The organism is Pseudomonas sp. 1912-s, from assembly GCF_029269205.1.
Lineage (GTDB): Bacteria > Pseudomonadota > Gammaproteobacteria > Pseudomonadales > Pseudomonadaceae > Aquipseudomonas.
Genome location: NZ_JARIXR010000007.1, coordinates 25,816 through 50,740, shown reverse-complemented (window position 1 = coordinate 50,740; position 24,925 = coordinate 25,816). Strand labels below are relative to the sequence as shown.

Here is a 24,925-nt window from a genome sequence, read left to right as displayed (position 1 = left end):
ATGAACGGCGCATCGCTTCGTCATCAGCAACCCGCTCCCGGCCGCAAGCCGGTGCCGCGTGGTGCCAGCCGAATGGTGGCTAAAGAGCCGATGTCGGCGCGCATGCCGAAAGCCAACTTTGGTTTTCTCAAGGCGCTGTTCTGGCCGGTGATTCTGGTGGCGTTGGGGTTTGGTACATACGAAGGCGCCCAGCGTCTGTTGCCGTATGCCGACCGGCCGATCACCAAGATCAGCGTGCAGGGCGACTTGAGCTACATCAGCCAGCAGGCCGTGCAGCAGCGAATCGCCCCGTTTGTGGCGTCGAGCTTCTTCACCATCGACCTGGCCGGCATGCGTTCCGAGCTGGAACAGATGCCATGGATTGCCCACGCCGAAGTACGTCGTGTGTGGCCGGATCAAGTCACGATCCGCCTGGAAGAACAACTGCCCGTGGCCCGCTGGGGAGATGGGCAGTTGTTGAACAACCAGGGCCAGGCGTTTGCGCCTCGCGAAGTGGCGAATTACGAACACCTGCCGCAGTTGTTCGGGCCGCAGCGGGCGCAACAGCAAGTGATGCAGCAGTACCAGGCCTTGAGCCAGATGCTGCGGCCATTGGGTTTCTCGATTGCGCGACTGGAATTGCGTGAGCGGGGCAGCTGGTTTTTGACCACGGGTGCAGGCAGTTCCGGCCCGGGTATCGAGTTGCTGCTGGGACGCGGCAACCTGGTAGAAAAGATGCGCCGTTTTATCGCCATCTATGAAAAGACCTTGAAAGAACAGATTACGAACATTGCGAGCATCGACCTGCGTTACGCCAACGGCCTTGCCGTCGGCTGGCGGGCCCCTGCGGCGCCCACGGCAGCGCAACCTGCTGTCGCGAAGAATTAAGAAGAGGCAGGACCCATGGCAAACGTGCAAAGCGGCAAAATGATCGTCGGTCTGGATATCGGCACCTCCAAGGTGGTGGCGCTGGTAGGCGAGGTCGCGGACGACGGCACGCTGGAAATCGTCGGAATCGGCACGCATCCGTCCCGGGGCCTGAAGAAGGGCGTGGTGGTGAATATTGAATCCACCGTGCAATCGATCCAGCGCGCCATCGAAGAAGCGCAGCTGATGGCCGGTTGCCGGATTCACTCGGCATTCGTCGGCGTTGCCGGCAACCACATTCGCAGCCTGAACTCCCACGGCATCGTGGCGATTCGCGACCGCGAAGTCAGCTCGGCTGACCTGGAGCGGGTACTCGACGCAGCGCAAGCCGTGGCGATCCCGGCTGACCAGCGCGTGCTGCATACCCTGCCGCAGGACTACGTGATCGATAACCAGGAAGGTGTTCGTGAGCCCCTGGGCATGTCGGGCGTACGCCTGGAAGCCAAGGTTCACGTGGTGACCTGCGCCGTCAACGCTGCACAGAACATTGAAAAATGCGTGCGCCGCTGTGGCCTGGAAATCGACGACATCATTCTCGAGCAGCTTGCCTCCGCGTATTCGGTACTGACCGACGACGAAAAAGAACTGGGCGTGTGCCTGGTGGACATCGGCGGCGGCACCACTGACATCGCGATCTTCACCGAGGGTGCGATCCGTCACACCGCCGTGATCCCGATTGCCGGTGACCAGGTGACCAACGACATCGCGATGGCGTTGCGCACACCGACCCAGTACGCCGAAGAAATCAAGATCCGTTACGCCTGCGCCCTGGCCAAGCTGGCCGGTGCCGGCGAAACCATCAAGGTGCCGAGCGTGGGCGACCGTCCACCGCGCGAACTGTCGCGCCAGGCGTTGGCCGAAGTGGTCGAGCCGCGCTACGACGAGCTGTTCACCCTGATCCAGGCTGAACTGCGCCGCAGCGGCTACGAAGATTTGATCCCGGCCGGCATCGTGCTGACCGGTGGCACCTCGAAGATGGAAGGCGCGGTCGAACTGGCCGAGGAAATCTTCCACATGCCGGTCCGCCTGGGTGTGCCCCATGGCGTGAAAGGCCTGGGCGACGTAGTGCGCAACCCGATTTATTCCACCGGTGTGGGCTTGCTGTTGTACGGGCTGCAAAAGCAGACCGACGGCATTTCCCTGTCGGGCCCGAGCAACCGCGACAGCTACAGAAGCGACGACGAAGCGAAAGCGCCGTTGTTCGAGCGGTTGCAGGCTTGGGTGAAAGGCAATTTCTGACGATTTACCGCAACACCGTTTCAAAGCAGTAGGCGAAAAAACTAGAGAAATGAAAGGAGAGGGAAAATGTTCGAACTCGTAGACAACATCCCCGCAAGCCCGGTCATCAAAGTGATCGGCGTCGGCGGTGGCGGCGGCAACGCTGTCAACCACATGGTCAAAAGCAACATTGAAGGCGTTGAATTCATCTGCGCCAACACTGACGCCCAGGCCCTCAAAAGCATCGGTGCACGCACCATCCTGCAATTGGGCACAGCCGTGACCAAGGGCCTGGGTGCCGGCGCGAATCCGGAAGTCGGCCGTCAAGCCGCTCTGGAAGACCGCGAGCGCATTGCTGAAGTGCTGCAAGGCACCAACATGGTGTTCATCACTACAGGCATGGGCGGTGGTACCGGTACCGGTGCTGCGCCGATCATTGCCGAAGTGGCCAAGGAAATGGGGATCCTGACGGTTGCCGTCGTGACCCGTCCGTTCCCGTTCGAAGGTCGCAAGCGCATGCAGATCGCCGATGAAGGCATCCGTCTGCTGTCCGAAAGCGTCGACTCGTTGATCACCATTCCCAACGAGAAGCTGCTGACCATCCTCGGTAAGGACGCCAGCCTGCTGTCGGCTTTCGCCAAGGCTGACGATGTACTGGCCGGTGCCGTTCGCGGTATCTCCGACATCATCAAGCGTCCGGGCATGATCAACGTCGACTTTGCCGACGTACGTACCGTGATGAGCGAAATGGGCATGGCGATGATGGGCACTGGCTGCGCCAGCGGTCCGAACCGTGCACGTGAAGCCACTGAAGCGGCCATCCGCAACCCGTTGCTGGAAGACGTGAACCTGCAAGGTGCACGCGGCATCCTGGTGAACATCACCGCCGGTCCTGACCTGTCCCTGGGTGAGTACTCCGACGTGGGTAGCATCATCGAAGCCTTCGCTTCCGAGCACGCCATGGTCAAGGTCGGTACGGTTATCGATCCGGACATGCGCGACGAACTGCACGTGACCGTTGTTGCTACCGGCCTGGGTGCAAAAATCGAGAAGCCTGTGAAGGTCATCGACAATACCGTCCATACCAGCCACGCCAGCCAGCAAGCTGCCGCTCCAGCGCCTGCGCGCCAGGAACTGCCGTCTGTGAACTACCGTGACCTGGATCGTCCGACCGTGATGCGCAACCAGGCTCAGGCCGGTGCTGCTGCCTCCCGTAGCCCGAATCCGCAAGATGACCTGGACTACCTGGACATCCCGGCTTTCCTGCGTCGTCAGGCCGATTAATGGAATGTATCAGGGCTATGAAGGTGATTGGTGTTCAGCAAAGGTCTGGTCTGCTATTATCGCCAGCCTTTGTTGATACCAGTTCGCAATTTGCGCTGAAGCGGTCCAAGCCATGATTAAACAACGCACCCTGAAGAATATTATCCGTGCCACAGGTGTAGGTCTGCACTCCGGGGAGAAGGTATACCTGACCCTCAAGCCCGCACCTGTCGACACCGGCATCGTGTTTGTTCGTGCCGACCTGGACCCTGTGGTGCAGATTCCTGCTCGCGCGGAAAATGTTGGCGAAACCACGATGTCGACCACGTTGGTCAACGGTGACGTCAAAGTGGACACGGTGGAGCACTTGCTCTCGGCCATGGCCGGTTTGGGCATCGATAACGCCTACGTCGAGCTCTCCGCGTCCGAAGTCCCAATCATGGATGGCAGCGCTGGACCCTTCGTATTCTTGATTCAATCTGCCGGCCTGGAAGAACAGGACGCAGCCAAGAAGTTCATTCGCATTCTGCGGGAAGTGACAGTAGAAGACGGCGACAAGCGCGCCACCTTCGTCCCGTTCGAAGGCTTTAAAGTGAGCTTTGAGATCGATTTCGATCACCCGGTATTCCGTGACCGCACCCAGAGTGCAAGCGTGGATTTTTCCAGCACTTCGTTCGTAAAAGAAGTCAGCCGCGCCCGTACCTTTGGTTTCATGAGTGACATCGAGTACCTGCGCAAGCACAACCTCGCACTCGGCGGCAGCGTTGAAAACGCCATTGTGGTCGACGCGGATGGTGTACTGAACGAAGACGGCCTTCGCTATGAAGACGAGTTCGTGAAGCACAAGATCCTCGATGCAATCGGTGACCTCTACCTGCTGGGCAATAGCCTGATAGGCGAGTTCAAAGGCTTCAAGTCGGGCCACGCCCTGAACAACCAACTGCTGCGCAAGCTGATTGCACAGACAGATGCCTGGGAAGTCGTGACCTTCGAAGATGCCAGCACCGCACCGATCTCTTACATGCGTCCCGTCGCGGCGGTGTAAGTAACAACTCTCTTTCCTTTTGTTTTTAAAGGCTGCCTTCGGGTGGCCTTTTTTTATGCCTGATCGTTCCCCACGCTCTGCGTGGGAACGGCTCCTGTGACGCTCCGCGTCACGCCTTTAAAGCGGACGCATCCACAATGCGATTACGCCCGGTGTGCTTGGCCTCATACAACGCCTGATCCGCACTGAGCAGTAACGCTTCCAGGGTGATACGGCTTTTTTTGGTCCAGGTACTCAGGCCAATGCTGACGGTAATCGGCACCCTGTCCCCGCCGACCCTTGGCAGGTGCTCGACGCTGCTGCGGATATGTTCGGCAATCAACAACGCACCCTGGCTGTCGGTATGCGGCAGCACCACCGCAAATTCTTCACCGCCATACCGGGCCGCGAGGTCGGCAGGGCGGCGGATATTGCCCTCGACCACCTGCGCCACCGTGCGCAGTGCCTCGTCGCCACCCTGGTGGCCATGCCGGTCGTTGAACGCCTTGAAGTGGTCCACATCAATCATCAGCACCGTCAACGGTTCGCCCGAACGCTGGGCGCGGTCCCATTCCAGGCGCAGGCGCTGGTCCAGGGTGCGGCGGTTGGCCAGGCCGGTGAGGGCATCGGTGGCTGCCAGTTCTGACAGTACCTGCTCGGCGCGGTGGCGCCTGCGCAGTTCCATGCAGAGCATCCAGGTCAGCCACAGCAAGCCGATGCACAAAATCCCGGTGGCACCGCTGATCAGCAACGCCGCACGTTTCCAGGGCGCGAATATGTCGTTGGTGGACAGGGCCACCACGACAACCAGTGGTAAGTCCCCCACGGTCGAGAAGGTGTAGAGGCGGCTCTCCTCATCCACACTGGAGGTGCCACGAAAGCTGCCGTCGCCGTCGTGCAGTATGCGCGCGACGTTGGGGCGCTGGCTGAGGTCCTTGTCGATCATGTCCCGTTCCAGCAACGGCTGTTGGGCCAGCAGGATGCCTCGCTGGTTAATCAGGTTGATGGTGCTGTCGTTGCCGATATTCAGGCTTCGAAACAGCTGCTGGAAATAGGACAGGCGCATGGACGCCACGGCAACCCCGAGGAACCGCCCGTCGGGCCCGGAAACCCGGCGGCTGAATGCGATACGCCATTGGTCGTCACACACGCAGCGCGCCATAAAGGGCCGGCTGATGAACAGGCCCAGGTCAGGATTCTGCCGGTGGGCCTGAAAGTAGTCGCGGTCGGCGAAGTTGGCGGCTTTTGGCGTCAGCAGCGAAGAGTCGGCAATCACCTCGCCGTTCTTGTCCAGCAGCAGGATATCGCCCTTGTACGGCGCCGCCTCCGAGCGGTCGAACAGCACCAGATGGCGGATGCTGGCCGATACGTCGGCCAAATCGCTGCGCTCGGCGGCTGCGATCAGGCCTTTGATCGACAAGTCGTACAGCTCGACGTTGCGCAGCACGTCTGCGTCGATCAGTTGGGTGATGTTGTTGGCCGTGCGCTGGGCGGCCTGCAAGGTGTTGGCGTGTTCGCGGATCAGCAACACCGCGACCACTGACAGGATCAGCAGCACCGTGACGCAACTGCCGATAATCAGCAGCAGCTCCGGACGGTGTGTCGGGCGGGGCGGGCGGGTGGTGCTTGGGCTCATCGGGCGTACTTCTGCTTCGAGGATGCCCTTAGCGTAGTTGCTGATAACGGCTCATGTGGCCTGACTGTGAACGATGCGGTTGCGCCCGGAATGCTTGGCTTCATACAGCGCCCGGTCGGCACTCAGCAGCAGCTCTTCCAGTGCGCCACGGCTGCGTTTGTCCCAGGTGCTGACGCCGACGCTGACCGTCACCGACAGCGCGTCACCGTCGGCGGGCGGCAAGTGCTCCACGGCGCTGCGGATATGTTCGGCGATGACGCTCGCGCCGTCGCCGTCGGTGTCCGGCAGGATGACTGCGAACTCTTCGCCGCCATAACGGGCGGCAAGGTCGGCAGGGCGGCGAATGTTGCTGCCGATGACCCGGGCCACGTTACGCAATGCCTCGTCACCGCCCTGATGGCCGTGCCGGTCGTTGAAGGCCTTGAAGTGGTCGACATCGATCATCAGCAGGGCCAGCGGCTCGCCGGAGCGTTGCGCACGCTCCCACTCCAGGCGCAGGCGCTGGTCCAGGGTGCGGCGGTTGGCCAGGCCGGTGAGGCCATCGGTGGCTGCCAGTTCAGACAAGACCTTTTCGGCGCGATAACGACGGCGCAGCTCCAGGCGCAGCATCCAGGTCAGCCACAGCAGGCCGACACACAGCACGCCGGTGGCGCCACTGATCAGCAGGGCCGCGCGCTTCCAGGCGGCGAACACGTCATCGCTGGACAGCGCCACCACCACAATCAGCGGCAGTGCGCCGACGTTGGTGAAGGTGTACAGCCGTTGCGTGCCGCTGATGGCGGAGATGCCGCTGAAGCTGCCGCTGCCTTCACGCAGCATGCGTTTGAAGTTCGGTCGCGCGCTCAGGTCCTTGTTGATCATGTCTTTTTCGAGCAGGGGCTGCTGGGCCAACAGAATGCCGTCGTTGTTCAGCAGGTTGATGCTGCTGCCGCTGCCGATGGTGAGGCTGTTGAACAGCTGGTCGAAGTACGCCAGGCGCATGGTCGCCACCGCCACCCCGGCAAACTCGCCGTTCGGCCCGGGTACACGGCGGCTGAACGCAATGCGCCAGACTTGATCGCAGTCGCAGCGGATCTTGAAGGGACGGCTGATGAACAACCCCGCATCGGGATTCTGCTGGTGCACCTGGAAATAGTCGCGGTTGGCAAAGTTGCGCGGCGAGGGTGTCAGCGTCGAGGAGTCGGCGGTGACCTCGCCGGCCTTGTCCAGCAGCAGGACTTCGCCTTTGAAAGGCGCGGCCGTGGACTGGTCGAACTGCACCATGTGCAGCACTTCGGCCGAGACCTGGGGCAAGTCGTTGCGGGTGGTCGCGGTGATCAGGCCGTTCAGGGCCAGGTCGTAGAGTTCAACGTTGCGCAACACATCGGCGTTGATCAACTGCGTGATGTTGCTGGTGGAACGTTTGGCGGCCTGCAGGGCGCTGGCGTGTTCGCGAATCAGCAGGACGGCAACGATGATCACGATCAGCGTGACGGTAAGGCCACTGCCCAGAATCAGCAAAAGCTCCGGGCGTGCAGGCAGGGTGAAGGCGCGGCGTTGACTCATGGGACTGGCTTCGGCACTCAAGATGCTGGCAGTTTAGTTCCATGCTGTGAAAAATAAGTCGTCGCCGCAAAAAGAAAGCGCGAACGTTAAAAAACGTCAATCGGGTAGTCGACGATCACCCGGTATTCATCCACGTCCCGGTCCACTGCCGCGTAGCCATTGCCGCCGCGGTTGGTCGCCCATTGCAGGCGCACGGCCAGGTCCTTGGCCTTGCCGCCTTGCACCACGTACTTGAGGTCGATGTCGCGCTCCCAGTGTTTGGCGTTCTTGCCGTCGGCGCTGTACCAGGAGGAATAGCCACGGCTGTCCGGATCGACCGTGGTCAGGTCGGTCTTGCCGCTGATGTAGGACACTGCCGAAGTGAGCCCAGGCAGGCCCAGCCCGACGAAGTCATAGGCGTACTTGAGCTTCCACGAACGCTCGTTGGGGCCGTTGAAGTCGGAGTATTGCTGGGAGTTATCCAGGTAGATGCTGTCGCCCTGGCTGATGTAGTCGAACGGGGTGTTGCCGTTGACCCGCTGGTAGGCGGCAGTGACGCTGTGATGGCCCACGCCCACGGTGAAATGCAGGCTGTAGGTGTTGTTGTCGATGTTACCCAGCAGGGCCTTGCCGGTTTCCTGGGTGTGGTAGTAGTGCAGGCCCGGGTTGAGGCTGACCAGTTCGTTCAGTTGCCAGGTGTAGTCGAGGTCGTAGTAGTACTGGTTCCAGATGTCCTTGAGCTCGGACGCGTACAGGTTGCTGGTCAACCCCGGCACGCCGCTGAAGGACACGCCGGCCCAGTCCAGGTGCCGGCTGTCTTCGCCGCTGGGCAATGCACCGTAGCTGGTGCCGATGCGCCGGTGGCCGCTCTGGTTGTAGAGCTTGGTGAAACTGGCCTGGCCGCCTTCGAACATCCAGCCGTCGAGGCTGTGATTGGTCAGGCTGACGCCACGGAACGTCTGGGGCAGCATGCGGGTCATGCCGCCGGCGATCACCGGGTTGTTGAGAAACAGGTCGCCGGCTTTCAGCTCGGTGTCGAAGGCGCGCATTTTCAGGGTGGCGCCAGCGGTGGAGAACGAGCCGGGAGCTTTGCCGTTGCCGGAGCTCACCGGCAGGATGCTGGAGCCGTCAGTGCCGCCACCGCCGTCGAGTTTGAGGCCGAGCATGGCGTTCGCGTCCAGGCCAAAGCCGACGGTGCCGGGGGTGTAGCCCGACTCGAAGATCCCGATGAAGCCCTGGCCCCATTCCTTGCTGTCATCGGTGTGAATGTCACGGCGATCGCGGTTCATGTAGTAGTTGCGGGTGTTGATCTTGAAGCTTGCACCGTCGACGAAACCGTCGGCGGCCGGGGTGTCTGCCGCGTGGGCAAGGGGAACGATCGTTGCAGCAATCGCGAGGAATAACGGGGTGAACGTCAGCGAGGTTTTCACCGGTGGAGCTCCTTTGGGTCAATCGTAACCGGCCAGTGTTGTTGGGGTTCCTGGCCTTTTTTCAGCGCAAAAAAAAGCCGCTGAACTCAGCGGCTTTAAGACAGATTCCCAGTGTAGAGCCCTGGAAATAAGTCGAGGGAAATCGGGGGAGAGCGGGTCGGTCTTAACCGCTGCGCTCATCGATGCGACAAATTAGCGCAGGTGAGCGGTGCGATACAGAGTGTAACAAGATAATGACTGTTGCCCAAATCGCAACAGTCTGGTGGTAAGGCTGCGGGGCGTCCTGACAACCCCACGCAAGAATGTTAGCGTGCTTGCCATTCCCACGTAGTCGATGAGCCCGCCTTCCATGAAAAAGACAGTCCTCGCCTTCAGCCGCGTCACCCCGGAAATGATCGAACGCCTGCAACAGGATTTCGACGTCATCGCCCCCAACCCCAAGCTGGGGGACATCAACGCCCAGTTCAACGAAGCCTTGCCCCATGCCCACGGCCTGATCGGCGTAGGACGCAAACTGGGGCGTGCGCAACTGGAAGGCGCGAGCAAGCTGGAAGTGGTCTCCAGTGTTTCGGTGGGCTATGACAACTACGACCTGGCGTACTTCAATGAGCGCGGGATCATGCTCACCAACACACCCGATGTACTCACCGAAAGCACTGCCGACCTGGCCTTTGCCCTGCTGATGAGCAGCGCCCGCCGCGTCGCCGAGCTGGACGCCTGGACCAAGGCCGGCCAGTGGAAAGCCAGCGTGGGTGCGCCGTTGTTTGGCTGTGATGTACACGGCAAGACCCTGGGCATCGTCGGCATGGGCAACATCGGTGCGGCCATCGCCCGTCGGGGTCGCCTGGGGTTCAATATGCCGATTCTGTACAGCGGCAACAGCCGCAAGGCCGAACTGGAACAGGAACTGGGCGCGCAATTCCGCAGCCTCGACCAGTTGCTGGCCGAAGCCGACTTCGTTTGCCTGGTGGTACCGTTGAGCGAGAAAACCCGTCACCTGATCAGCCATCGTGAGCTGGGCCTGATGAAATCCAGCGCGATCCTGGTGAACATCTCCCGTGGCCCGGTGGTGGATGAGCCGGCGCTGATCCAGGCTCTGCAAAACCAGACCATCCGTGGTGCAGGCCTGGACGTGTATGAGCAGGAGCCGCTGTCCGAGTCGCCCCTGTTCCAGTTGAGCAACGCGGTGACCCTGCCGCACATCGGCTCGGCCACCCATGAAACCCGTGAAGCCATGGCCAACCGCGCCCTGGAAAACCTGCGCAGCGCCTTGCTGGGCCAGCGCCCGCAGGATCTGGTCAACCCGCAGGTGTGGAAGGGTTAAACTCCGGCGACTTTCACGGCCCATCACGCTAAAGCATGGGCCGTGGGAGTCGATAACCCTCTATAGATCGTCATCCTTGATCCACAGAAGGTTTTTATGTCCACCACCAAAGTCCGCGCAGACTCACTCTCGCTTCTGCTCTTTACCTTGCGCAGCGGCAAGCTGATGGCGATCAACCTGCTGAAAGTCAGTGAAATCATTCCCTGCCCGCCGCTGACCAAGCTGCCGGAGTCGCACCCCCACGTCAAAGGCATCGCCACCTTGCGCGGCGCGGCCTTGTCGGTGATCGACCTGAGCCGGGCGCTGGGGGAAATGCCCCTGCAAGACCCGGACGGCGGCTGCCTGATCGTCACCGATGTGAGCCGTTCCAAGCAGGGCCTGCATGTGCAGGCGGTGAGCAAGATCGTGCACTGCCTGACCACGGATATCCGCCCGCCACCGTTTGGCTCTGGCGGCACGCGTTCGTTTATCACCGGCGTGACCCAGGTTGAGGGCGCTCTGGTGCAGGTACTGGACATCGAAAAAGTCATCCATGGCATCGCCCCGGCGCAGATCGAAGCGGCGCCCACCGACCTGACCATGGAAGAAGCCGAAGTGCTGGGCAACGCCCGAATCCTGGTAGTGGATGACAGCCAGGTGGCGCTGCAGCAGTCGGTGCACACCTTGCGCAACCTCGGCCTCACTTGCCACACCGCCCGCAGCGCCAAGGAAGCGATCGACCGTTTGCTGGAGCTGCAAGGCACGGTCGAGCAAATCAACGTGGTGGTCTCGGACATCGAAATGTCTGAAATGGACGGTTACGCCTTCACCCGCACCTTGCGGGAAACCCCGGACTTCCAGGACCTCTATGTGCTGCTGCACACCTCCCTGGACAGTGCGATGAACAGCGAAAAAGCCCGCCTGGCCGGCGCCAACGCGGTGCTCACCAAGTTTTCGTCGCCTGAGCTGACCAAGTGCCTGGTGATCGCCGCCCAGACCGTGGCGCAACAGGGCATCTGACCGGTGGGTGAATACTTCCAGCTGCTGCGCCGGGACCTCACCGGCAGCCTGCCCGCCCCGCAATGGCCGGCGGACATTCAGCTGGATCATTACCACGAAGCACTGGCCCCGGCGATTCACGCGGTATTAAGCCTGGCCCAGGAGCAGGGCGGCGGACGTGTGGGCCCTCTTGAGCATTGGCGCCAGCAGTTCGTCACCGACGCCGAGTTCGACCCGAAGCTGTGCCTGGTGGCCAGTAACGCCAGCGGCATTCTTGGGGTGTCGCAATGCTGGACCAGCGCCTACATCAAGAACCTGGCCATTCATCCGTGCGCCCAGGGCATGGGACTGGGCCGGGCCTTGCTGTTGCACACGTTCCAGGTGTTCAAGCAACGCGGCGAAGCGTTTGTCGACCTCAAGGTGCTGGAGTCCAACCAGCGGGCCCGGCACGTGTATGAGCGTGCGGGCATGGTGTTTGTGCTGCGGGACATCGCCCCCGAGGACTGAAGGCGCTGGCGCATAACTTGCTTTGTACAGGGGCAGAACGGTGAACAGAGGCAAAAACCCGCCACCGTTGATGAGTGCCTTCTGACCTTGCCTGGTGACAGATCCTCCATGAATACCCATTTTTCCTGCGTCGGTTGCGGCAAGTGCTGCACCGACCACCATGTACCCCTGACCCTTGAAGAAGCCCGGAGCTGGGCGGCTGACGGCGGTAATGTCATCGTGCTGGTGGAAGGATTCCTGGGCAGTGGCCTGGGGCTGCCCGAGTTGCAGCGCGAGCATGCACAACGCCGTTCCGCCGTCGTGCCCAGCGGCAATACCGAGGCGTATGTGGCAATCACCTTTGCTGCCTACAACGCCGGGCGCTGCCGGAATCTTGACGAAGACAACCGTTGCGGCATCTATGAGCGCCGGCCTTTGGTGTGCCGTATCTACCCGATGGAGATCAACCCGCATATCCCGTTGAACCCGGGCGCGAAGGATTGCCCGCCGGAATCCTGGGAGCAGGGGCCGGCGCTGATCGTCGGCGGCGAGTTGATGGACAAGGAACTGGCCGAGTTGATCCGCCGTTCACGCCAGGCTGACCGCGACGATATCCAGGCCAAGGAAGCGGTGTGTGGGCTGCTGGGTATTCACACCACCGCCCTCAAGGGTGACGGGTTTACCGCGTACCTGCCGGACATGGGCCTGTTCGCCCAGGCCATCGAGCTGGCGCTGCACGAGACGGTGCAGGCCAATGAGTGGGTGTTTCATGTGTCCGGGATGGATATTGCCGAGCAGTTGCTGGATGCCGGCGCCCGGATTGCCACCGAGGTGCCGGCCAACTATGCGTTCATTTCGTTGCGCGCGGCTTGAGTGGGAACGATGCCCGTTATGGTGAGGGAGCTTACTGTGGCGAGGGAGCTTGCTCCCGCTGGAGTGCGTAGCGCTCCCAAGATTTTGGGGCCGCTGCGCAGCCCAGCGGGAGCAAGCTCCCTCGCCACAGCAAGCCCCCTCACCACAAAAATAGCTCATGCCGCTACTGGCGCCGCTTGCCCCAGAACTCCTCCGCCAGCCGCCGCAAGTCATCCGCCAGCCCTGCCACATCCCCCGAGCTGAGCTGGCTTTGCTGGCCGGCGGTGACCGTCACTTCCCCGGCGTTGCGAATGCCGATGATGTTGCGGTTGATGTCTTCGCTCACCGCGCTCTGCTCTTCCACCGCCGCTGCGATCTGCTGGCTCATGGCGGTAATCCGGGTCACCCGCTGGCTGATCCCGTCCAGCGCGGCGGCGGCGCGCTGGGCCTGATCGACGCTGGCCTCGACATGCTGGCTGCTTTGCGCCATCGCCTGCACCGCGTCCCGGGCGCCGCCTTGCAGGGTGCTGATCATGCGCTGGATTTCATTGGTCGACTGCTGCGTGCGCTGGGCCAGGCCGCGTACTTCATCGGCCACCACGGCAAACCCACGCCCCTGTTCCCCGGCCCGTGCTGCTTCGATGGCGGCATTGAGTGCCAGTAGATTGGTCTGCTCGGCAATCGCGCGGATCACTTCCAGTACCCCGGAAATATCGCCGCTGTGGCTTTCCAGTTGATGGATCACTTCGGTGGCATGCGCCAGTTCCTGGGACAGCCGCAGCACCGCGTCGCGGCTTTCATCCACGCGCTGGTGGCCTTCCCGGGTCTCGCTGCCGGCCTGGTCAGCGGCTTTTGAGGCTTGTAATGCGTGTTCGGCGACTTGGGCCACGCTGGCGGCCATTTGATTGATCGCGGCGGCGACCTGATCGGTCTGGGTCTGTTGGCCGAGGCTGCTGCTGTGGCTGCTGTCCAACTGCCGCACCAAAGCTGCGGCATGCCCGGACAAGCGTTGCGACGCGTCGCCAATACGCCCCACCACGGCGCCCACCTGGGCTTCCAGCATCTGCATGGCAAACTCGATGCGCCCGAACTCATCCTCACGCCCGGTGTAGATCGCCTGGCTCAGCGGGTTGTCAGCAATCAACCGCGCTCGCCGGTTCAACCGGGCCAGGGGCCGCAACAACCCGTGAACGCCCGCTACCCCCACGGCACACCCCGCCGTTACCGCCAGCAGTTGCCAGATCACCGGGTAGCTCGCAAGCCCCAGACCCAATGCCCAGGTGGCGGCGCAAGTCCCCAAAACCCAGGCCGACAGTTTGAGGGGCATGCCCACCACGGGCCGCACTCGCCGCGTGCCGGCACGCAGGCGGGCATAAGCGCGCTCGGCCACGTGCACCCGCCGCGCATCGGGCTTGGTGCGCACCGACTGATACTCCACCCTCACGCCCTCCCGGGTGACCGGCGTGGCATAGGCGCTGACCCAGTAGTGATCGCCGTTCTTGCAGCGATTTTTCACCATGCCCATCCACGAGCGGCCGCTCTTCAACACCTGCCACATGTGGGCAAACGCAGCCGCAGGCATGTCCGGGTGGCGCAGCAGGTTATGGGGCGCGCCCAGCAACTCCTCTCGGGTGTAGCCGCTGATGTCGATGAAGTCCTGGTTGGCGTAAGTGATTGCGCTGGTCAGGTCGGTGGTCGAGAGGATGTTGGCGTCGGGGGCAAAGTCCACATTTCGACCGGTGACCGGCAGATTGATCTTCATGGAAACGCGCGCTCGTGATTGTTGGAGGAGTCGGCAGGGCGTCGACTCTAAGCGCACCGTTTGGGCAAATACTGATCCAGCTCATGTTCTGCGCAATTAATTGGCCATTACGGTTTGGAGGGCGGCGCCTCCAGGTGGTAGGGCTGGATGATGCGTTGGTACTCGCCACTCTGCATCAGTTGCTCAAGGGCGCCGTTGAGGGCATTGCGCAAGGCAATGTCGGGCTTGCGCAGCGCAATCGCCACGCCGTTGCCCAGCGATTCGGTGGAAATGGCGGGGCCGAGGAGGTCGAAATTCTGGCCCTCGTCGGTGTCGAGCAGTGCCTCACGGATCTCCACCACGCCTTGCAATGTGGCATCGATGTCGCCCGCCAGCAGGCTGCGGATCAGTTCGTCATTACGCCAGAAACTCTTGACGATCACACCCTTCGGCGCCCACTTCGACAGGGCAAAGGCCTCCCGGTTGCTGCCCACCAGCACGCCCACACGCTTGCCCTTCAGCGATCGTGGGGTCGGTTTGAAGCCTGATCGTTTACGGGCCACCAGGTGCGTGGTGATCGGATAAAGGTTATCGGTGAAGTTCACCCACTGGTGCCGCCTCGACGTAGGGGCCATGCCCATGATCGCGTCGAATTGCCTGGCTTCAAGGGCCGGGAAATTCTCCACAAGGATCTGATCCACCCAGGTGCACCGCACATTGAGCTGTATGCACAAGGCGTTGCCCAACTCGATGTTCAGCCCGACCAGTTCACCTTGTTGATTGCGACTTTGGAAAGGGGGGAATTGCGCGGCGACGGCGAAACGAATTTCGCGCCGTGGTTGATCACCGGCCGCAGCGGCGGAGAAAACACCGACCATCAGCGACAGGCCCAGCAGAGCACAGCTGCGTATCAGAATCACGGGAACGTCCTTTTCCGGAAAACCAGCGTCACCGCGGCGGGTCCCGAGAACAAGAATCGGGGCCCGCGGGTGTCATGCAAGCTTTCAAGAATTGGACGCAGGCCTACAAGGCGAAACGTCAGTAAACGTTGTAGGCACTCATCGCGATTGCGAAGGATTTGTTACCGGTCAGCGCTTGCCCATCGAACGACGGGTGCCGGGAGGTGCCATGCCCGGGCTCTTGGTATGGCCGTTCTTGGCGCCGTTTTTGTACCACGGCTGGCTGGCATTTTTCGCCCCGGCCAGTTCGCCCGGCTTGAACGGAAACTTGAATGCCGGGATCTCGGCCTTGGTTTCGCCTTCGACGCTGTCAGGATTGGCCTGTGGGTCGATGTCGACCGCTTCAGCAGCGGGTTGTGTCGGGGAATTCATGGTGGCTCCGGGGAGTGCTGAAAATGACGCGGGCCCGACTTGCAGGCCACACCGGCGCGCAGTATACCTGCGCGCCTCGGATCTTTAACCACTGCTCGTACGAATGGTCGGACTTTACTGACGGCGCTGTCAGTTAGCAGTCACTTTGCTGACCGGGTTGGCGGGCTATAAAGAACCTTCATTCTTCCGATCCTTTGCCCTGGCGCCTCACCCCATGCACATTCAACGAAAACCTGCCTTGATCGTGGGCGTCCTCGTGGTACTGGCCGTGGTTGCCTGGGCGCTGACCCGCCCGGCCAAGACCAAACTGACCGCGCCCACGGCGATTCCGGTGCGGGTGATCAGCGTCAAGGAGCAGGACATCCCGCGTTTTGTCAGCGGCATCGGCTCGGTATTGTCGTTGCACAGCGTGGTGATTCGCCCGCAGATCGACGGCATCCTCACCAAATTGCTGGTCAAGGAAGGCCAACTGGTGAAAACCGGCGACCTGCTGGCGACCATTGATGACCGTTCGATCCGCGCCAGCCTGGACCAGGCCAAGGCGCAACTCGGGGAAAGCCAGGCGCAACTGCAAGTGGCGCTGGTCAACCTCAAGCGCTACAAGGAACTGAGCATCGACGACGGCGTGTCCAAGCAGACCTATGACCAGCAGCAAGCCCTGGTCAATCAGCTCAAGGCCACGGCCCAAGGCAACCAGGCCGCTATTGATTCGGCCCAGGTGCAGCTTTCGTACACCCAGATTCGCTCACCGGTCACCGGTCGCGTCGGGATTCGCACCGTGGATGAAGGCAACTTCCTGCGCATGAGCGACACCCAGGGGTTGTTCTCCGTCACCCAGATCGACCCGATTGCCGTGGAGTTCTCCCTGCCGCAACAAATGCTCCCGACCCTGCAAGGCCTGATCGCTGCGCAACTGCCTGCGGACGTCAACGCCTACATGGGCGCCGACACCGATGGCGAGACCGGCGACCTGCTGGGAGAAGGCCGCCTGAGCCTGATCGACAACCAGATCAGCGGCACCACTGGCACCATCCGCGCCAAGGCCGAGTTCAGCAACGGTGCGCAAAAACTCTGGCCGGGGCAGTTGGTGACCATCAAGATCCAGACCGCCCTGCACAAGAATGCCCTGGTGGTGCCGACCACGGTGGTGCAACGCGGGCTGGATTCGCACTTCGTGTACCGGGTCAACGGTGACAAGGTCGACATCGTGCCGGTGCAAGTGGTGTATCAGGACAGCGACATCAACATCCTCCGGGGTGTGCAGGCCGGTGATGTACTGGTCAGCGATGGCCAGTCGCGGCTCAAGGCCGGCGCTCAGGTCGATGTGCTCAAGGAACCGCCACAAGCGATCCAGACGGTTGATGCCAAGGTGCAGCCATGAGTGGCAGTCGTTCGCCGTCGGCCTGGTGCGTCGACCACCCGGTCGCCACCTTGCTGCTGACTTTCGCCTTGGTGTTGCTCGGGATGATTGCCTTCCCGCGCCTGGCCATCGCCCCACTGCCGGAAGCCGAGTTTCCGACGATCCAGGTCAGCGCCACGCTGCCCGGCGCCAGCCCGGACACCATGGCTTCCTCCGTGGCCACCCCGCTGGAGGTGCAATTCAGTGCCATCCCCGGCATGACCCAGATGACCTCCAGCAGTGCCTTGGGCTCCAGCCTGCTGACCCTGCAATTCACCCTCAACAAGAGCATCGACACCGCCGCGCAAGAAGTGCAGGCGGCGATCAACACCGCGTCGGGCAAACTGCCCAGCGACATGCCGAGCCTGCCGACCTGGAAGAAGGTCAACCCGGCGGACAGCCCGGTGCTGATCCTCAGCGTCAGCTCCGACAGCATGCCCAGCACCGAGCTGAGCGACTACGTCGAAACCCTGCTGGCCCGTCAGATCAGCCAGATCGACGGTGTCGGCCAGATCAACATCACCGGCCAGCAACGCCCGGCGATCCGCGTGCAGGCGTCGCCCGATAAACTCGCGGCCATCGGCCTGACCCTGGCCGACGTGCGCCTGGCGATCCAGCAATCGAGCCTGAACCTGGCCAAGGGCGCGATCTACGGTGAGAACAGCGTGTCGACCCTGTCGACCAACGACCAACTGTTCCATCCCGAGGAATACGCCCAGTTGATCGTGTCCTACAAGAATGGGGCACCGGTCCAGTTGCGCGACATCGCTAAAGTCATCAACGGTTCGGAAAACGCCTACGTGCAGGCGTGGTCCGGCGACACGCCGGGCGTCAACCTGGTGATCTCCCGCCAGCCCGGCGCGAACATCGTCGAGACCGTGGACCGTATTCAATCCGAGCTGCCACGCCTGCAAGCCATGTTGCCGGCCTCGGTGCAGGTCAGTGTATTGACCGACCGCACCAAGACCATCCGCGCGTCCCTGCATGAAGTGGAAGTGACCCTGCTGATCGCCATCCTGCTGGTGGTGGCAGTGATGGCGCTGTTCCTGCGCCAGTTGTCGGCCACGTTGATCGTGTCCAGCGTACTGGGTGTGTCGCTGGTGGCCAGTTTTGCGCTGATGTACCTGATGGGCTTCAGCCTGAACAACCTGACCCTGGTGGCGATCGTGATCGCCGTGGGGTTTGTGGTGGACGATGCCATCGTGGTGGTGGAAAACATTCACCGGCACCTGGAGGCGGGCCTCGACAAGCGCGAAGCCGCGATCAAGGGCGCGGGGGAAATCGGCTTTACCGTGGTGTCCATCAGCTTCTCGCTGGTGGCGGCGTTTATTCCACTGCTGTTCATGGGCGGTGTGGTGGGGCGGTTGTTCAAGGAGTTTGCGCTGACGGCCACGTCGACCATCCTGATCTCGGTGGTGGTTTCACTGACCCTGGCGCCGACCCTGGCCGCCTTGTTCATGCGCGCGCCGACCCATCACGCCCACGACAAACCCGGCTTCAGCGAACGCCTGCTCGCCGGCTATGCGCGCAATCTGCGCCGCGCCCTGGCCCACCAGCGCACCATGGCCGCGATCTTCATGGTGACCCTGGCCCTGGCCGTGGTCGGCTACGTATTTATTCCCAAGGGCTTCTTCCCGGTACAAGACACCGGCTTCGTCCTCGGCACCAGCGAGGCGGCGGCCGACGTGTCGTTCCCGGACATGGTCGCCAAGCACAAGGCGCTCGCCGAGATCGTCAAGGATGACCCGGCAGTGGAAGCGTTCTCCCATTCGGTGGGCGTGACCGGCAGCAACCAGACCATCGCCAACGGCCGGTTCTGGATCGCCTTGAAGGATCGCGGGGACCGCGACGTGTCGGCCAGCCAGTTTATCGACCGTATCCGGCCAAAACTGGCGAAAGTGCCGGGCATCGTGCTGTACCTGCGTGCCGGCCAGGACATCAACTTGAGCTCCGGCCCCAGCCGCGCCCAGTACCAGTACGTGCTCAAGAGCAATGACGGCCCCACGCTGAATACCTGGACCCAGCGCCTCACCGAAAAACTGCGGGCCAACCCGGCGTTCCGCGACCTGTCCAACGACTTGCAACTGGGGGGCAGCATCACCCACATCAGCATCGACCGTCAGGCCGCCGCGCGGTTTGGCCTCACCGCCACCGATGTGGACCAGGCGTTGTACGACGCCTTCGGCCAGCGCCAGATCAACGAATTCCAGACCGAGATCAACCAATACCAAGTGGTGCTGGAGCTGGACACCCAGCAGCGCGGCAAGGCCGAAAGCCTGAACTACTTCTACCTGCGCTCGCCGCTGACCAACGAGATGGTACCGCTGTCGGCACTGGCCAAGGTCGACCCGCCTACGGTCGGGCCGTTGTCCATCAGCCATGACGGCATGTTCCCGGCGGCCAACCTGTCGTTCAACCTGGCGCCGGGCGTCGCGTTGGGCGATGCGGTGATCATGCTCAACCAGGCCAAGAATGAAATCGGCATGCCGACCACCATCATCGGCAACTTCCAGGGCGCGGCCCAGGCGTTCCAGAGTTCGCTGGCCAGCCAGCCCTGGCTGATCCTCGCGGCACTGGTGGCGGTCTACATTATCCTGGGCGTGCTGTACGAGAGCTTCGTGCACCCGCTGACGATCATTTCCACCTTGCCGTCGGCGGGGCTTGGGGCGCTGATCATGTTGTCGCTGATGGGCCAGGACTTCTCGATCATGGCGCTGATCGGCCTGGTGCTGCTGATCGGGATCGTGAAGAAGAACGGTATCCTGATGATCGACTTCGCCCTGGACGCCCAGCGGGTACGCGGCCTGCCGCCTGAAGAGGCGATTTATGAAGCGTGCGTCACGCGGTTCCGGCCGATCATCATGACCACTCTGGCCGCGCTGCTGGGTGCGGTGCCGCTGATGCTGGGCTCCGGCCCCGGTGCGGAAATGCGCCAGCCGCTAGGCATTGCGGTGGTGGGCGGGTTGCTGGTGAGCCAGGCGCTGACGCTGTTCACCACGCCGGTCATATACTTGTACCTCGAGAAGTTTTTCCATAGACCCAAACCAGCTCCCCAGCTGGCAACCACACACTGAGGCTGAGGCCCCGTCCTGGAACAAAAGGCTCATGCGTGTACTGATTATTGAAGACGAAGAAAAAACTGCCGACTACCTGCACCGCGGGCTGACGGAGCAGGGCTATACCGTCGACGTCGCCCGTGAAGGCGTCGAAGGGTTGCACCTGGCCCTGGAGAACGATTACGCGGTGATCGTGCTCGACGTAATGCTGCCCGGCCTGGATGGCTTTGGCGTATTGCGCGCGCTGCGGGCCCGCAAGCAAACGCCGGTGATCATGCTCACCGCCCGCGAGCGCGTGGAAGACCGCATCCGTGGCCTGCGCGAAGGGGCGGACGATTACCTCGGCAAGCCGTTCTCGTTCCTTGAACTGGTGGCGCGCCTGCAAGCCCTGACCCGTCGCAGCGGCGGGCACGAGCCGGTGCAGGTGACCATCGCCGACCTGTGGATCGACCTGATCAGCCGCAAGGCCAGTCGCAACGGGGTTCGGCTCGACCTGACCGCCAAGGAGTTCTCGCTGCTCAGCGTTTTGGCCCGGCGCCAGGGTGAAATCCTGTCCAAGACCTCGATTGCGGAAATGGTCTGGGACATCAATTTCGACAGCGATGCCAACGTGGTGGAAGTGGCGATCAAGCGCCTGCGGGCCAAGCTCGACGGGCCGTTCGAACAAAAGCTGCTGCACACCATTCGCGGCATGGGTTACGTGCTGGAGAACCGCAGTGTCGGCTAACTCCATCGCCCTGCGCCTGAGCGGGATGTTCACGCTGGTGGCGCTGCTGATCTTCCTGTTGATCGGCGGCGCGCTGTACCAGCAGGTGGACAAAGGCCTGGGCTTGCTGCCCGGTGCCGAGCTGGATGCGCGTTACAGCGTGCTGGAGTCCTCGGTGAATCGCTTTGGTACGCCGGACCATTGGGCCAAGATCACCGCCAAGCTCAAGCTGTTGGGTGAGGAAGACAAGCGCATCCGGTTCTGGGTGGTGAGCAGCGACCCCACCTACGAATATGGCAACCCGGACGCGCAGATTCGCGCCTTCGCCGAGGGCCCGACCGGCAAGCGTGATTTGCACCTGCCAGGCCATCATCATCCGTTCAAGGTGTTGGTCAGCCAGTTCCCGGCCAAGGACCAGCGCCCGCCGCTGCGCTTCATGATCGCGGTCGACACCGAGAATTTCCGCGCCACCCAACATCAACTGCTGGTGGCGCTGATCGGCCTGGCGTTCGTGGGGGTGCTCCTGGCGTCGTTGCTGGGGTTCTGGGTCGCACGTATCGGCCTCAAGCCGTTGATCAAGCTGTCGGATGAGGCGCAGAAACTCGCGCCGCCGAAACTCTCCGGGCGCCTGCAATTGTCGCCATTGCCGCCGGAGCTGAAGCAGTTCGTCAATTCCTTCAACTCGACCCTGGACCGGGTGGAGCAAGCGTACTCGCGCCTGGAATCGTTCAACGCCGACGTGGCCCATGAACTGCGCTCGCCATTGACCAACCTGATTGGCCAGACCCAGGTGGCGCTGACCCGTGGGCGTTCGGCCGAGCATTATTTCGAAGTGCTGCAATCGAACCTGGAAGAACTGGAGCGCCTGCGTTCGATCATCAATGACATGTTGTTCCTGGCCAGCGCCGACCAGGGCAGCAAGGCCACCAAGCTGATCACCAGTTCACTGGCGGATGAAGTGGCGACCACCCTGGATTACCTCGACTTCATTCTGGAAGACGCCCAGGTGCAGGTACGCGTGAGCGGCGATGCCCAGGTGCAGATCGAGAAGGCGCATCTGCGCCGGGCGCTGATCAATCTGTTGAGCAACGCGGTGCAGCACACGGCCCCGGGGCAGGTGATCGAGGTGAAGATCGAAGTGCTGGAGGATCATGTGGCGATCGGGGTGACCAATCCGGGTGATGAGATTGCCAGCGAGCATCTGCCTCGGTTGTTCGAGCGGTTCTATCGGGTGGACGCGTCCCGCAGCAATAGCGGGGCGAATCACGGATTGGGGCTGGCGATCGTCAAGGCGATCGCGCTGATGCACGGCGGGGATGTGTTTGTGCGCAGCGAAGGTGGCGGCAACACCTTTGGCATTACGCTGCCGGTGTAGCCGCTGACCACCCTCAGTTACTCAGCCGGGCCCCGCCCAGACTGCCACTCAGCTCATAGGCGGCCAGTTCCGCCTGATGCGCGGCCATGATTTCCGGCAGTGAACTGCGCAGGTATTCGACCCACGTCTTGATCTTCGCATCCAGGTACTGGCGCGAAGGGTAGATGGCGTACAGGTTGAGTTCCTGGGAGCGGTAGTTGGGCATCACCCGCACCAGCGTGCCGTTGCGCAGCCCTTCAATCGCCGCATACACCGGCAACAGGCCAACGCCCATGCCGCTGGTGATCGCGGTTTTCATCGCATCCGCCGAGTTCACCAGGAACGGTGAGCTGTTGATCGCCACGCTCTCCTGGCCCTCTGGCCCGTTGAACGACCATTTGTCCAACTGAATCACCGGGCTGACCAGGCGCAGGCACGCGTGGTTGAGCAGGTCGCTGGGCCGTTGTGCACAGCCGTTGGCCTTGACGTAAGCCGGCGAGGCACAGGCGATGCTGTAAGTTATCCCCAGGCGCTGCGAGACAAAACCCGAATCCGGCAGCTCGCTGGCCAGCACGATGGACACGTCGTAACCCTCATCCAGCAGGTCCGGCACGCGGTTGGCCATGGTCAGGTCAAAGGTCACGTCCGGGTGGGTGCGGCGGTAGCGGGCAATCGCATCGATCACGAAGTGCTGGCCGATGCCGGTCATGGTGTGCACTTTCAGCTGCCCGGCGGGGCGGGCGTGGGCGTCGCTGGCTTCGGCTTCCGCTTCCTCGACATACGCCAGGATCTGCTCGCAGCGCAGCAAATAGCGCTTGCCGGCCTCGGTCAGGGCGATGCGGCGGGTAGTGCGGTTGAGCAAACGGGTTTGCAGATGGGCCTCAAGGTTGGAGACCGCGCGCGAGACGTTGGCAGTGGTGGTATCCAGTTGCACGGCGGCGGCGGTGAAGCTGCCGGCTTCGGCCACACAACTGAAGGCGCGCATGTTTTGCAAAGTGTCCATGGGGTGCTCTCAAGGGAGATGGCAAATTGTGACACGAAGTTGCAGGATCCAGTGATCCCTACCAAAAGATTATCGCCTGAACGGTAACAAAGATTCACAAGAATCCCACCTTATCGCCATCCGGCCCGCCCCTTAGAATTGCGCCACCTTCCCCGCAACACCCTCTCAGGAATTCGCAGCAGTGCCGCGTCGCATCAGCAGAGAGCTGAAGACTCTCAGTGTTTGGGCCTTATCGTTAGCAATCAGCGGCTGCATCGGAACCGGAGGAATTGCCCCCAAAGGGCAGGCACTCGCCGCCAATACATTGGCCACCGACGAAGCGATCAAAACCGCTGCCCAGGACGCCCACTGGCCCACTGCGCAATGGTGGCAAGCCTACGGCGACCCGCAACTCAACCACTGGATCGACCTCGCCGTGCAAGGCAGCCCGAGCATGGCCATAGCCGCAGCGCGCGTGCGTGAAGCCCGGGCCATGGCCGGGGTCGCCGAGTCGGCCGAGTCGGTGCAAGTCAATGGCGACGCCACGCTCAAACGCCATAACTGGCCCAGCGACCAGTTCTACGGCCCGGGCGCGCTGGACAATTCCACCACTTGGGACAACAACGCGTCCCTGGGCTTCAGCTATGCCCTCGACCTTTGGGGCCGCGAAAGCAATGCCACCGAGCGCGCCGTGGACATGGCCCACATGAGCGCCGCCGAAGCGCGCCAGGCCCAGCTCGAATTGCAGAGCAACGTGGTGCGTGCCTATATCCAGCTGTCGCTGCACTTCGCCCAGCGCGACATCGTCGCCGCCACCCTGGCCCAGCAACAACAGATCCTCGATCTTGCGCAAAAGCGCTTGAATGGCGGGATCGGCACCCACTTCGAAGTCAGCCAGGCCGAGACACCGTTGCCGGAAACCCATCGGCAACTGGACGCCCTGGACGAAGAGATTGCCCTGAGCCGCAACCAGTTGGCTGCGCTGGCGGGCAAAGGGCCGGGGGCGGGCGCGCAGTTGCAGCGGCCCACCCTGTCCCTCGGTGCACCGCTGAAATTGCCCTCGAGCTTGCCCGCCGAACTGCTCGGCCAGCGCCCGGACGTGGTTGCCAGCCGCTGGCAAGTGGCGGCCCAGGCCCGTGGCATTGATGTGGCCCACGCCGGGTTCTACCCCAACGTCGACCTGGTGGGCAGCCTCGGCTACGTCGCCACCGGCGGCGGGATGCTGGAGTTCCTGACCGGCAAGAAACTCAATTACACCGCCGGCCCGGCCATCAGCCTGCCGATCTTCGACGGCGGTCGCCTGCGCTCGCAACTGGGTGAAGCCAGTGCCGGCTACGACATCGCCGTGGCCCACTACAACCAGACCCTGGTCAACGCGCTCAAGGGCATCAGCGACCAATTGATCCGCCGCGAGTCGATGGACAAGCAGCAGGCCTTCGCCGCCGAGTCCGTGGCCTCGGCGCAGAAAACCTACGACATCGCGATGATCGCCTACCAGCGCGGCCTTACCGACTACCTCAACGTGCTGAATGCCCAGAGCCTGTTGTTCCGCCAGCAGCAGGTGCAGCAACAGGTCCAGGCCGCACGGCTGAGTGCCCACGCCGAACTGGTGACCGCATTGGGCGGTGGCCTCGGCGCCGGCAGCGATGTGCCTCAGGACAGCAAGACCTTACCGAGCAAGACCCCGGCGGCCCTGGCCGTGTTTGATCACTGAG

General features: G+C 62.4%; 20 protein-coding genes. 13 read left to right on the top strand and 7 right to left on the bottom strand.

Translation table 11 applies throughout. The features are described from left to right. The 4 genes from P3C29_RS10990 (at position 1) to lpxC (ending at position 4,432) form a co-directional block, all read left to right on the top strand. Positions 1-867 carry a cell division protein FtsQ/DivIB gene (locus tag P3C29_RS10990; protein WP_029615882.1) on the top strand — a complete coding sequence of 289 codons (867 nt, stop codon included), beginning with the start codon at positions 1-3 and terminating at the stop codon, positions 865-867. A 15-nt stretch (positions 868-882) separates the two neighbouring features. Beyond that, the gene (ftsA, locus tag P3C29_RS10985; protein ID WP_003216224.1) at positions 883-2,145 is read left to right on the top strand and encodes a cell division protein FtsA; all 1,263 of its coding nucleotides are present in this window, start codon (positions 883-885) and stop codon (positions 2,143-2,145) included. Positions 2,146-2,211: 66 nt separating this feature from the next. After that, positions 2,212-3,408 carry a cell division protein FtsZ gene (gene ftsZ, locus P3C29_RS10980; protein WP_010170471.1) on the top strand — a complete coding sequence of 399 codons (1,197 nt, stop codon included), beginning with the start codon at positions 2,212-2,214 and terminating at the stop codon, positions 3,406-3,408. Positions 3,409-3,520: 112 nt separating this feature from the next. Beyond that, positions 3,521-4,432: a UDP-3-O-acyl-N-acetylglucosamine deacetylase gene (lpxC, locus tag P3C29_RS10975; protein ID WP_003216227.1), complete on the top strand. Its 912-nt coding sequence runs from the start codon at positions 3,521-3,523 to the stop codon at positions 4,430-4,432. A gap of 109 nt (positions 4,433-4,541) precedes the next feature. On the opposite strand, the gene P3C29_RS10970 is transcribed toward lpxC, so the two are convergent. From P3C29_RS10970 to P3C29_RS10960, 3 genes are all read right to left on the bottom strand, one after another. Next, entirely contained in the window at positions 4,542-6,047 is a 1,506-nt protein-coding gene (locus P3C29_RS10970) for a diguanylate cyclase (protein WP_275964549.1), read from the bottom strand. Positions 6,048-6,098: 51 nt separating this feature from the next. After that, positions 6,099-7,592, bottom strand: a complete 1,494-nt coding sequence (locus P3C29_RS10965; protein ID WP_201125338.1) for a sensor domain-containing diguanylate cyclase — start codon at positions 7,590-7,592, stop codon at positions 6,099-6,101. Between the two features lie 86 nt (positions 7,593-7,678). Continuing rightward, entirely contained in the window at positions 7,679-9,001 is a 1,323-nt protein-coding gene (locus P3C29_RS10960) for an OprD family porin (RefSeq protein WP_201125337.1), read from the bottom strand. A 349-nt stretch (positions 9,002-9,350) separates the two neighbouring features. On the opposite strand from P3C29_RS10960, the gene P3C29_RS10955 reads away from it, so the two are divergent. The 4 genes from P3C29_RS10955 (at position 9,351) to P3C29_RS10940 (ending at position 12,662) form a co-directional block, all read left to right on the top strand. Then, on the top strand, positions 9,351-10,325 hold the full coding sequence (locus P3C29_RS10955; protein WP_201125336.1) for a D-glycerate dehydrogenase: 975 nt from the start codon (positions 9,351-9,353) through the stop codon (positions 10,323-10,325). A gap of 96 nt (positions 10,326-10,421) precedes the next feature. Then, on the top strand, positions 10,422-11,324 hold the full coding sequence (locus P3C29_RS10950; protein WP_010170462.1) for a chemotaxis protein: 903 nt from the start codon (positions 10,422-10,424) through the stop codon (positions 11,322-11,324). 3 nt (positions 11,325-11,327) lie between these two features. After that, positions 11,328-11,810, top strand: a complete 483-nt coding sequence (locus tag P3C29_RS10945) for an N-acetyltransferase (protein WP_169386279.1) — start codon at positions 11,328-11,330, stop codon at positions 11,808-11,810. 108 nt (positions 11,811-11,918) lie between these two features. Continuing rightward, entirely contained in the window at positions 11,919-12,662 is a 744-nt protein-coding gene (locus P3C29_RS10940; RefSeq protein ID WP_169386278.1) for a YkgJ family cysteine cluster protein, read from the top strand. 163 nt (positions 12,663-12,825) lie between these two features. Here the strand turns inward: P3C29_RS10940 and P3C29_RS10935 are convergent, their stop codons facing one another. The 3 genes from P3C29_RS10935 to P3C29_RS10925 all read right to left on the bottom strand — a co-directional run bounded on the left by P3C29_RS10935 (position 12,826) and on the right by P3C29_RS10925 (position 15,713). After that, positions 12,826-14,403, bottom strand: coding sequence for a PAS domain-containing methyl-accepting chemotaxis protein (locus tag P3C29_RS10935; RefSeq protein ID WP_275964548.1), 1,578 nt, complete (start codon positions 14,401-14,403; stop codon positions 12,826-12,828). A 107-nt stretch (positions 14,404-14,510) separates the two neighbouring features. Further along, on the bottom strand, positions 14,511-15,302 hold the full coding sequence (locus tag P3C29_RS10930) for a transporter substrate-binding domain-containing protein (RefSeq protein ID WP_275964547.1): 792 nt from the start codon (positions 15,300-15,302) through the stop codon (positions 14,511-14,513). Between the two features lie 168 nt (positions 15,303-15,470). After that, positions 15,471-15,713, bottom strand: coding sequence for a hypothetical protein (locus tag P3C29_RS10925; protein WP_010170456.1), 243 nt, complete (start codon positions 15,711-15,713; stop codon positions 15,471-15,473). A gap of 214 nt (positions 15,714-15,927) precedes the next feature. On the opposite strand from P3C29_RS10925, the gene P3C29_RS10920 reads away from it, so the two are divergent. From P3C29_RS10920 to P3C29_RS10905, 4 genes are read left to right on the top strand one after another with little or no spacing between them, the layout of a single operon-like run. Beyond that, complete coding sequence (locus P3C29_RS10920; RefSeq protein WP_010170455.1) at positions 15,928-17,094, top strand: efflux RND transporter periplasmic adaptor subunit; 1,167 nt, start codon at positions 15,928-15,930, stop codon at positions 17,092-17,094. Next, entirely contained in the window at positions 17,091-20,186 is a 3,096-nt protein-coding gene (locus tag P3C29_RS10915; protein ID WP_201125331.1) for a multidrug efflux RND transporter permease subunit, read from the top strand. Before P3C29_RS10920 ends, P3C29_RS10915 begins: the two co-directional genes overlap by 4 nt. 31 nt (positions 20,187-20,217) lie before the next feature. Then, positions 20,218-20,895, top strand: a complete 678-nt coding sequence (locus tag P3C29_RS10910) for a heavy metal response regulator transcription factor (RefSeq protein WP_003216255.1) — start codon at positions 20,218-20,220, stop codon at positions 20,893-20,895. After that, positions 20,885-22,249, top strand: a complete 1,365-nt coding sequence (locus P3C29_RS10905) for a heavy metal sensor histidine kinase (protein ID WP_010170451.1) — start codon at positions 20,885-20,887, stop codon at positions 22,247-22,249. The genes P3C29_RS10910 and P3C29_RS10905 overlap by 11 nt, the downstream gene beginning before the upstream one ends. Before the next feature lie 13 nt (positions 22,250-22,262). Here P3C29_RS10905 and P3C29_RS10900 read toward each other — a convergent pair whose 3' ends face one another. Further along, on the bottom strand, positions 22,263-23,231 hold the full coding sequence (locus P3C29_RS10900) for a LysR family transcriptional regulator (RefSeq protein ID WP_010170450.1): 969 nt from the start codon (positions 23,229-23,231) through the stop codon (positions 22,263-22,265). 181 nt (positions 23,232-23,412) lie between these two features. Between P3C29_RS10900 and P3C29_RS10895 the strand changes: the two genes are divergently transcribed. After that, positions 23,413-24,924, top strand: coding sequence for an efflux transporter outer membrane subunit (locus tag P3C29_RS10895; RefSeq protein ID WP_275964546.1), 1,512 nt, complete (start codon positions 23,413-23,415; stop codon positions 24,922-24,924). The last annotated feature ends 1 nt before the right edge of the window (position 24,925 follow it).

Bases quoted from the DNA above. Each gene is read 5' to 3' on its own strand.
- P3C29_RS10955 (WP_201125336.1), top strand. From the start codon at position 9,351: ATGAAAAAGACAGTCCTCGCCTTCAGCCGCGTCACCCCGGAAATGATC.
- P3C29_RS10900 (WP_010170450.1), bottom strand. From the start codon at position 23,231: ATGGACACTTTGCAAAACATGCGCGCCTTCAGTTGTGTGGCCGAAGCC.
- P3C29_RS10925 (WP_010170456.1), bottom strand. From the start codon at position 15,713: ATGAATTCCCCGACACAACCCGCTGCTGAAGCGGTCGACATCGACCCA.
- P3C29_RS10970 (WP_275964549.1), bottom strand. From the start codon at position 6,047: ATGAGCCCAAGCACCACCCGCCCGCCCCGCCCGACACACCGTCCGGAG.
- P3C29_RS10910 (WP_003216255.1), top strand. From the start codon at position 20,218: ATGCGTGTACTGATTATTGAAGACGAAGAAAAAACTGCCGACTACCTG.
- P3C29_RS10990 (WP_029615882.1), top strand. From the start codon at position 1: ATGAACGGCGCATCGCTTCGTCATCAGCAACCCGCTCCCGGCCGCAAG.
- P3C29_RS10940 (WP_169386278.1), top strand. From the start codon at position 11,919: ATGAATACCCATTTTTCCTGCGTCGGTTGCGGCAAGTGCTGCACCGAC.
- P3C29_RS10950 (WP_010170462.1), top strand. From the start codon at position 10,422: ATGTCCACCACCAAAGTCCGCGCAGACTCACTCTCGCTTCTGCTCTTT.
- P3C29_RS10915 (WP_201125331.1), top strand. From the start codon at position 17,091: ATGAGTGGCAGTCGTTCGCCGTCGGCCTGGTGCGTCGACCACCCGGTC.
- ftsA (WP_003216224.1), top strand. From the start codon at position 883: ATGGCAAACGTGCAAAGCGGCAAAATGATCGTCGGTCTGGATATCGGC.
- P3C29_RS10965 (WP_201125338.1), bottom strand. From the start codon at position 7,592: ATGAGTCAACGCCGCGCCTTCACCCTGCCTGCACGCCCGGAGCTTTTG.
- ftsZ (WP_010170471.1), top strand. From the start codon at position 2,212: ATGTTCGAACTCGTAGACAACATCCCCGCAAGCCCGGTCATCAAAGTG.
- P3C29_RS10920 (WP_010170455.1), top strand. From the start codon at position 15,928: ATGCACATTCAACGAAAACCTGCCTTGATCGTGGGCGTCCTCGTGGTA.
- P3C29_RS10935 (WP_275964548.1), bottom strand. From the start codon at position 14,403: ATGAAGATCAATCTGCCGGTCACCGGTCGAAATGTGGACTTTGCCCCC.
- lpxC (WP_003216227.1), top strand. From the start codon at position 3,521: ATGATTAAACAACGCACCCTGAAGAATATTATCCGTGCCACAGGTGTA.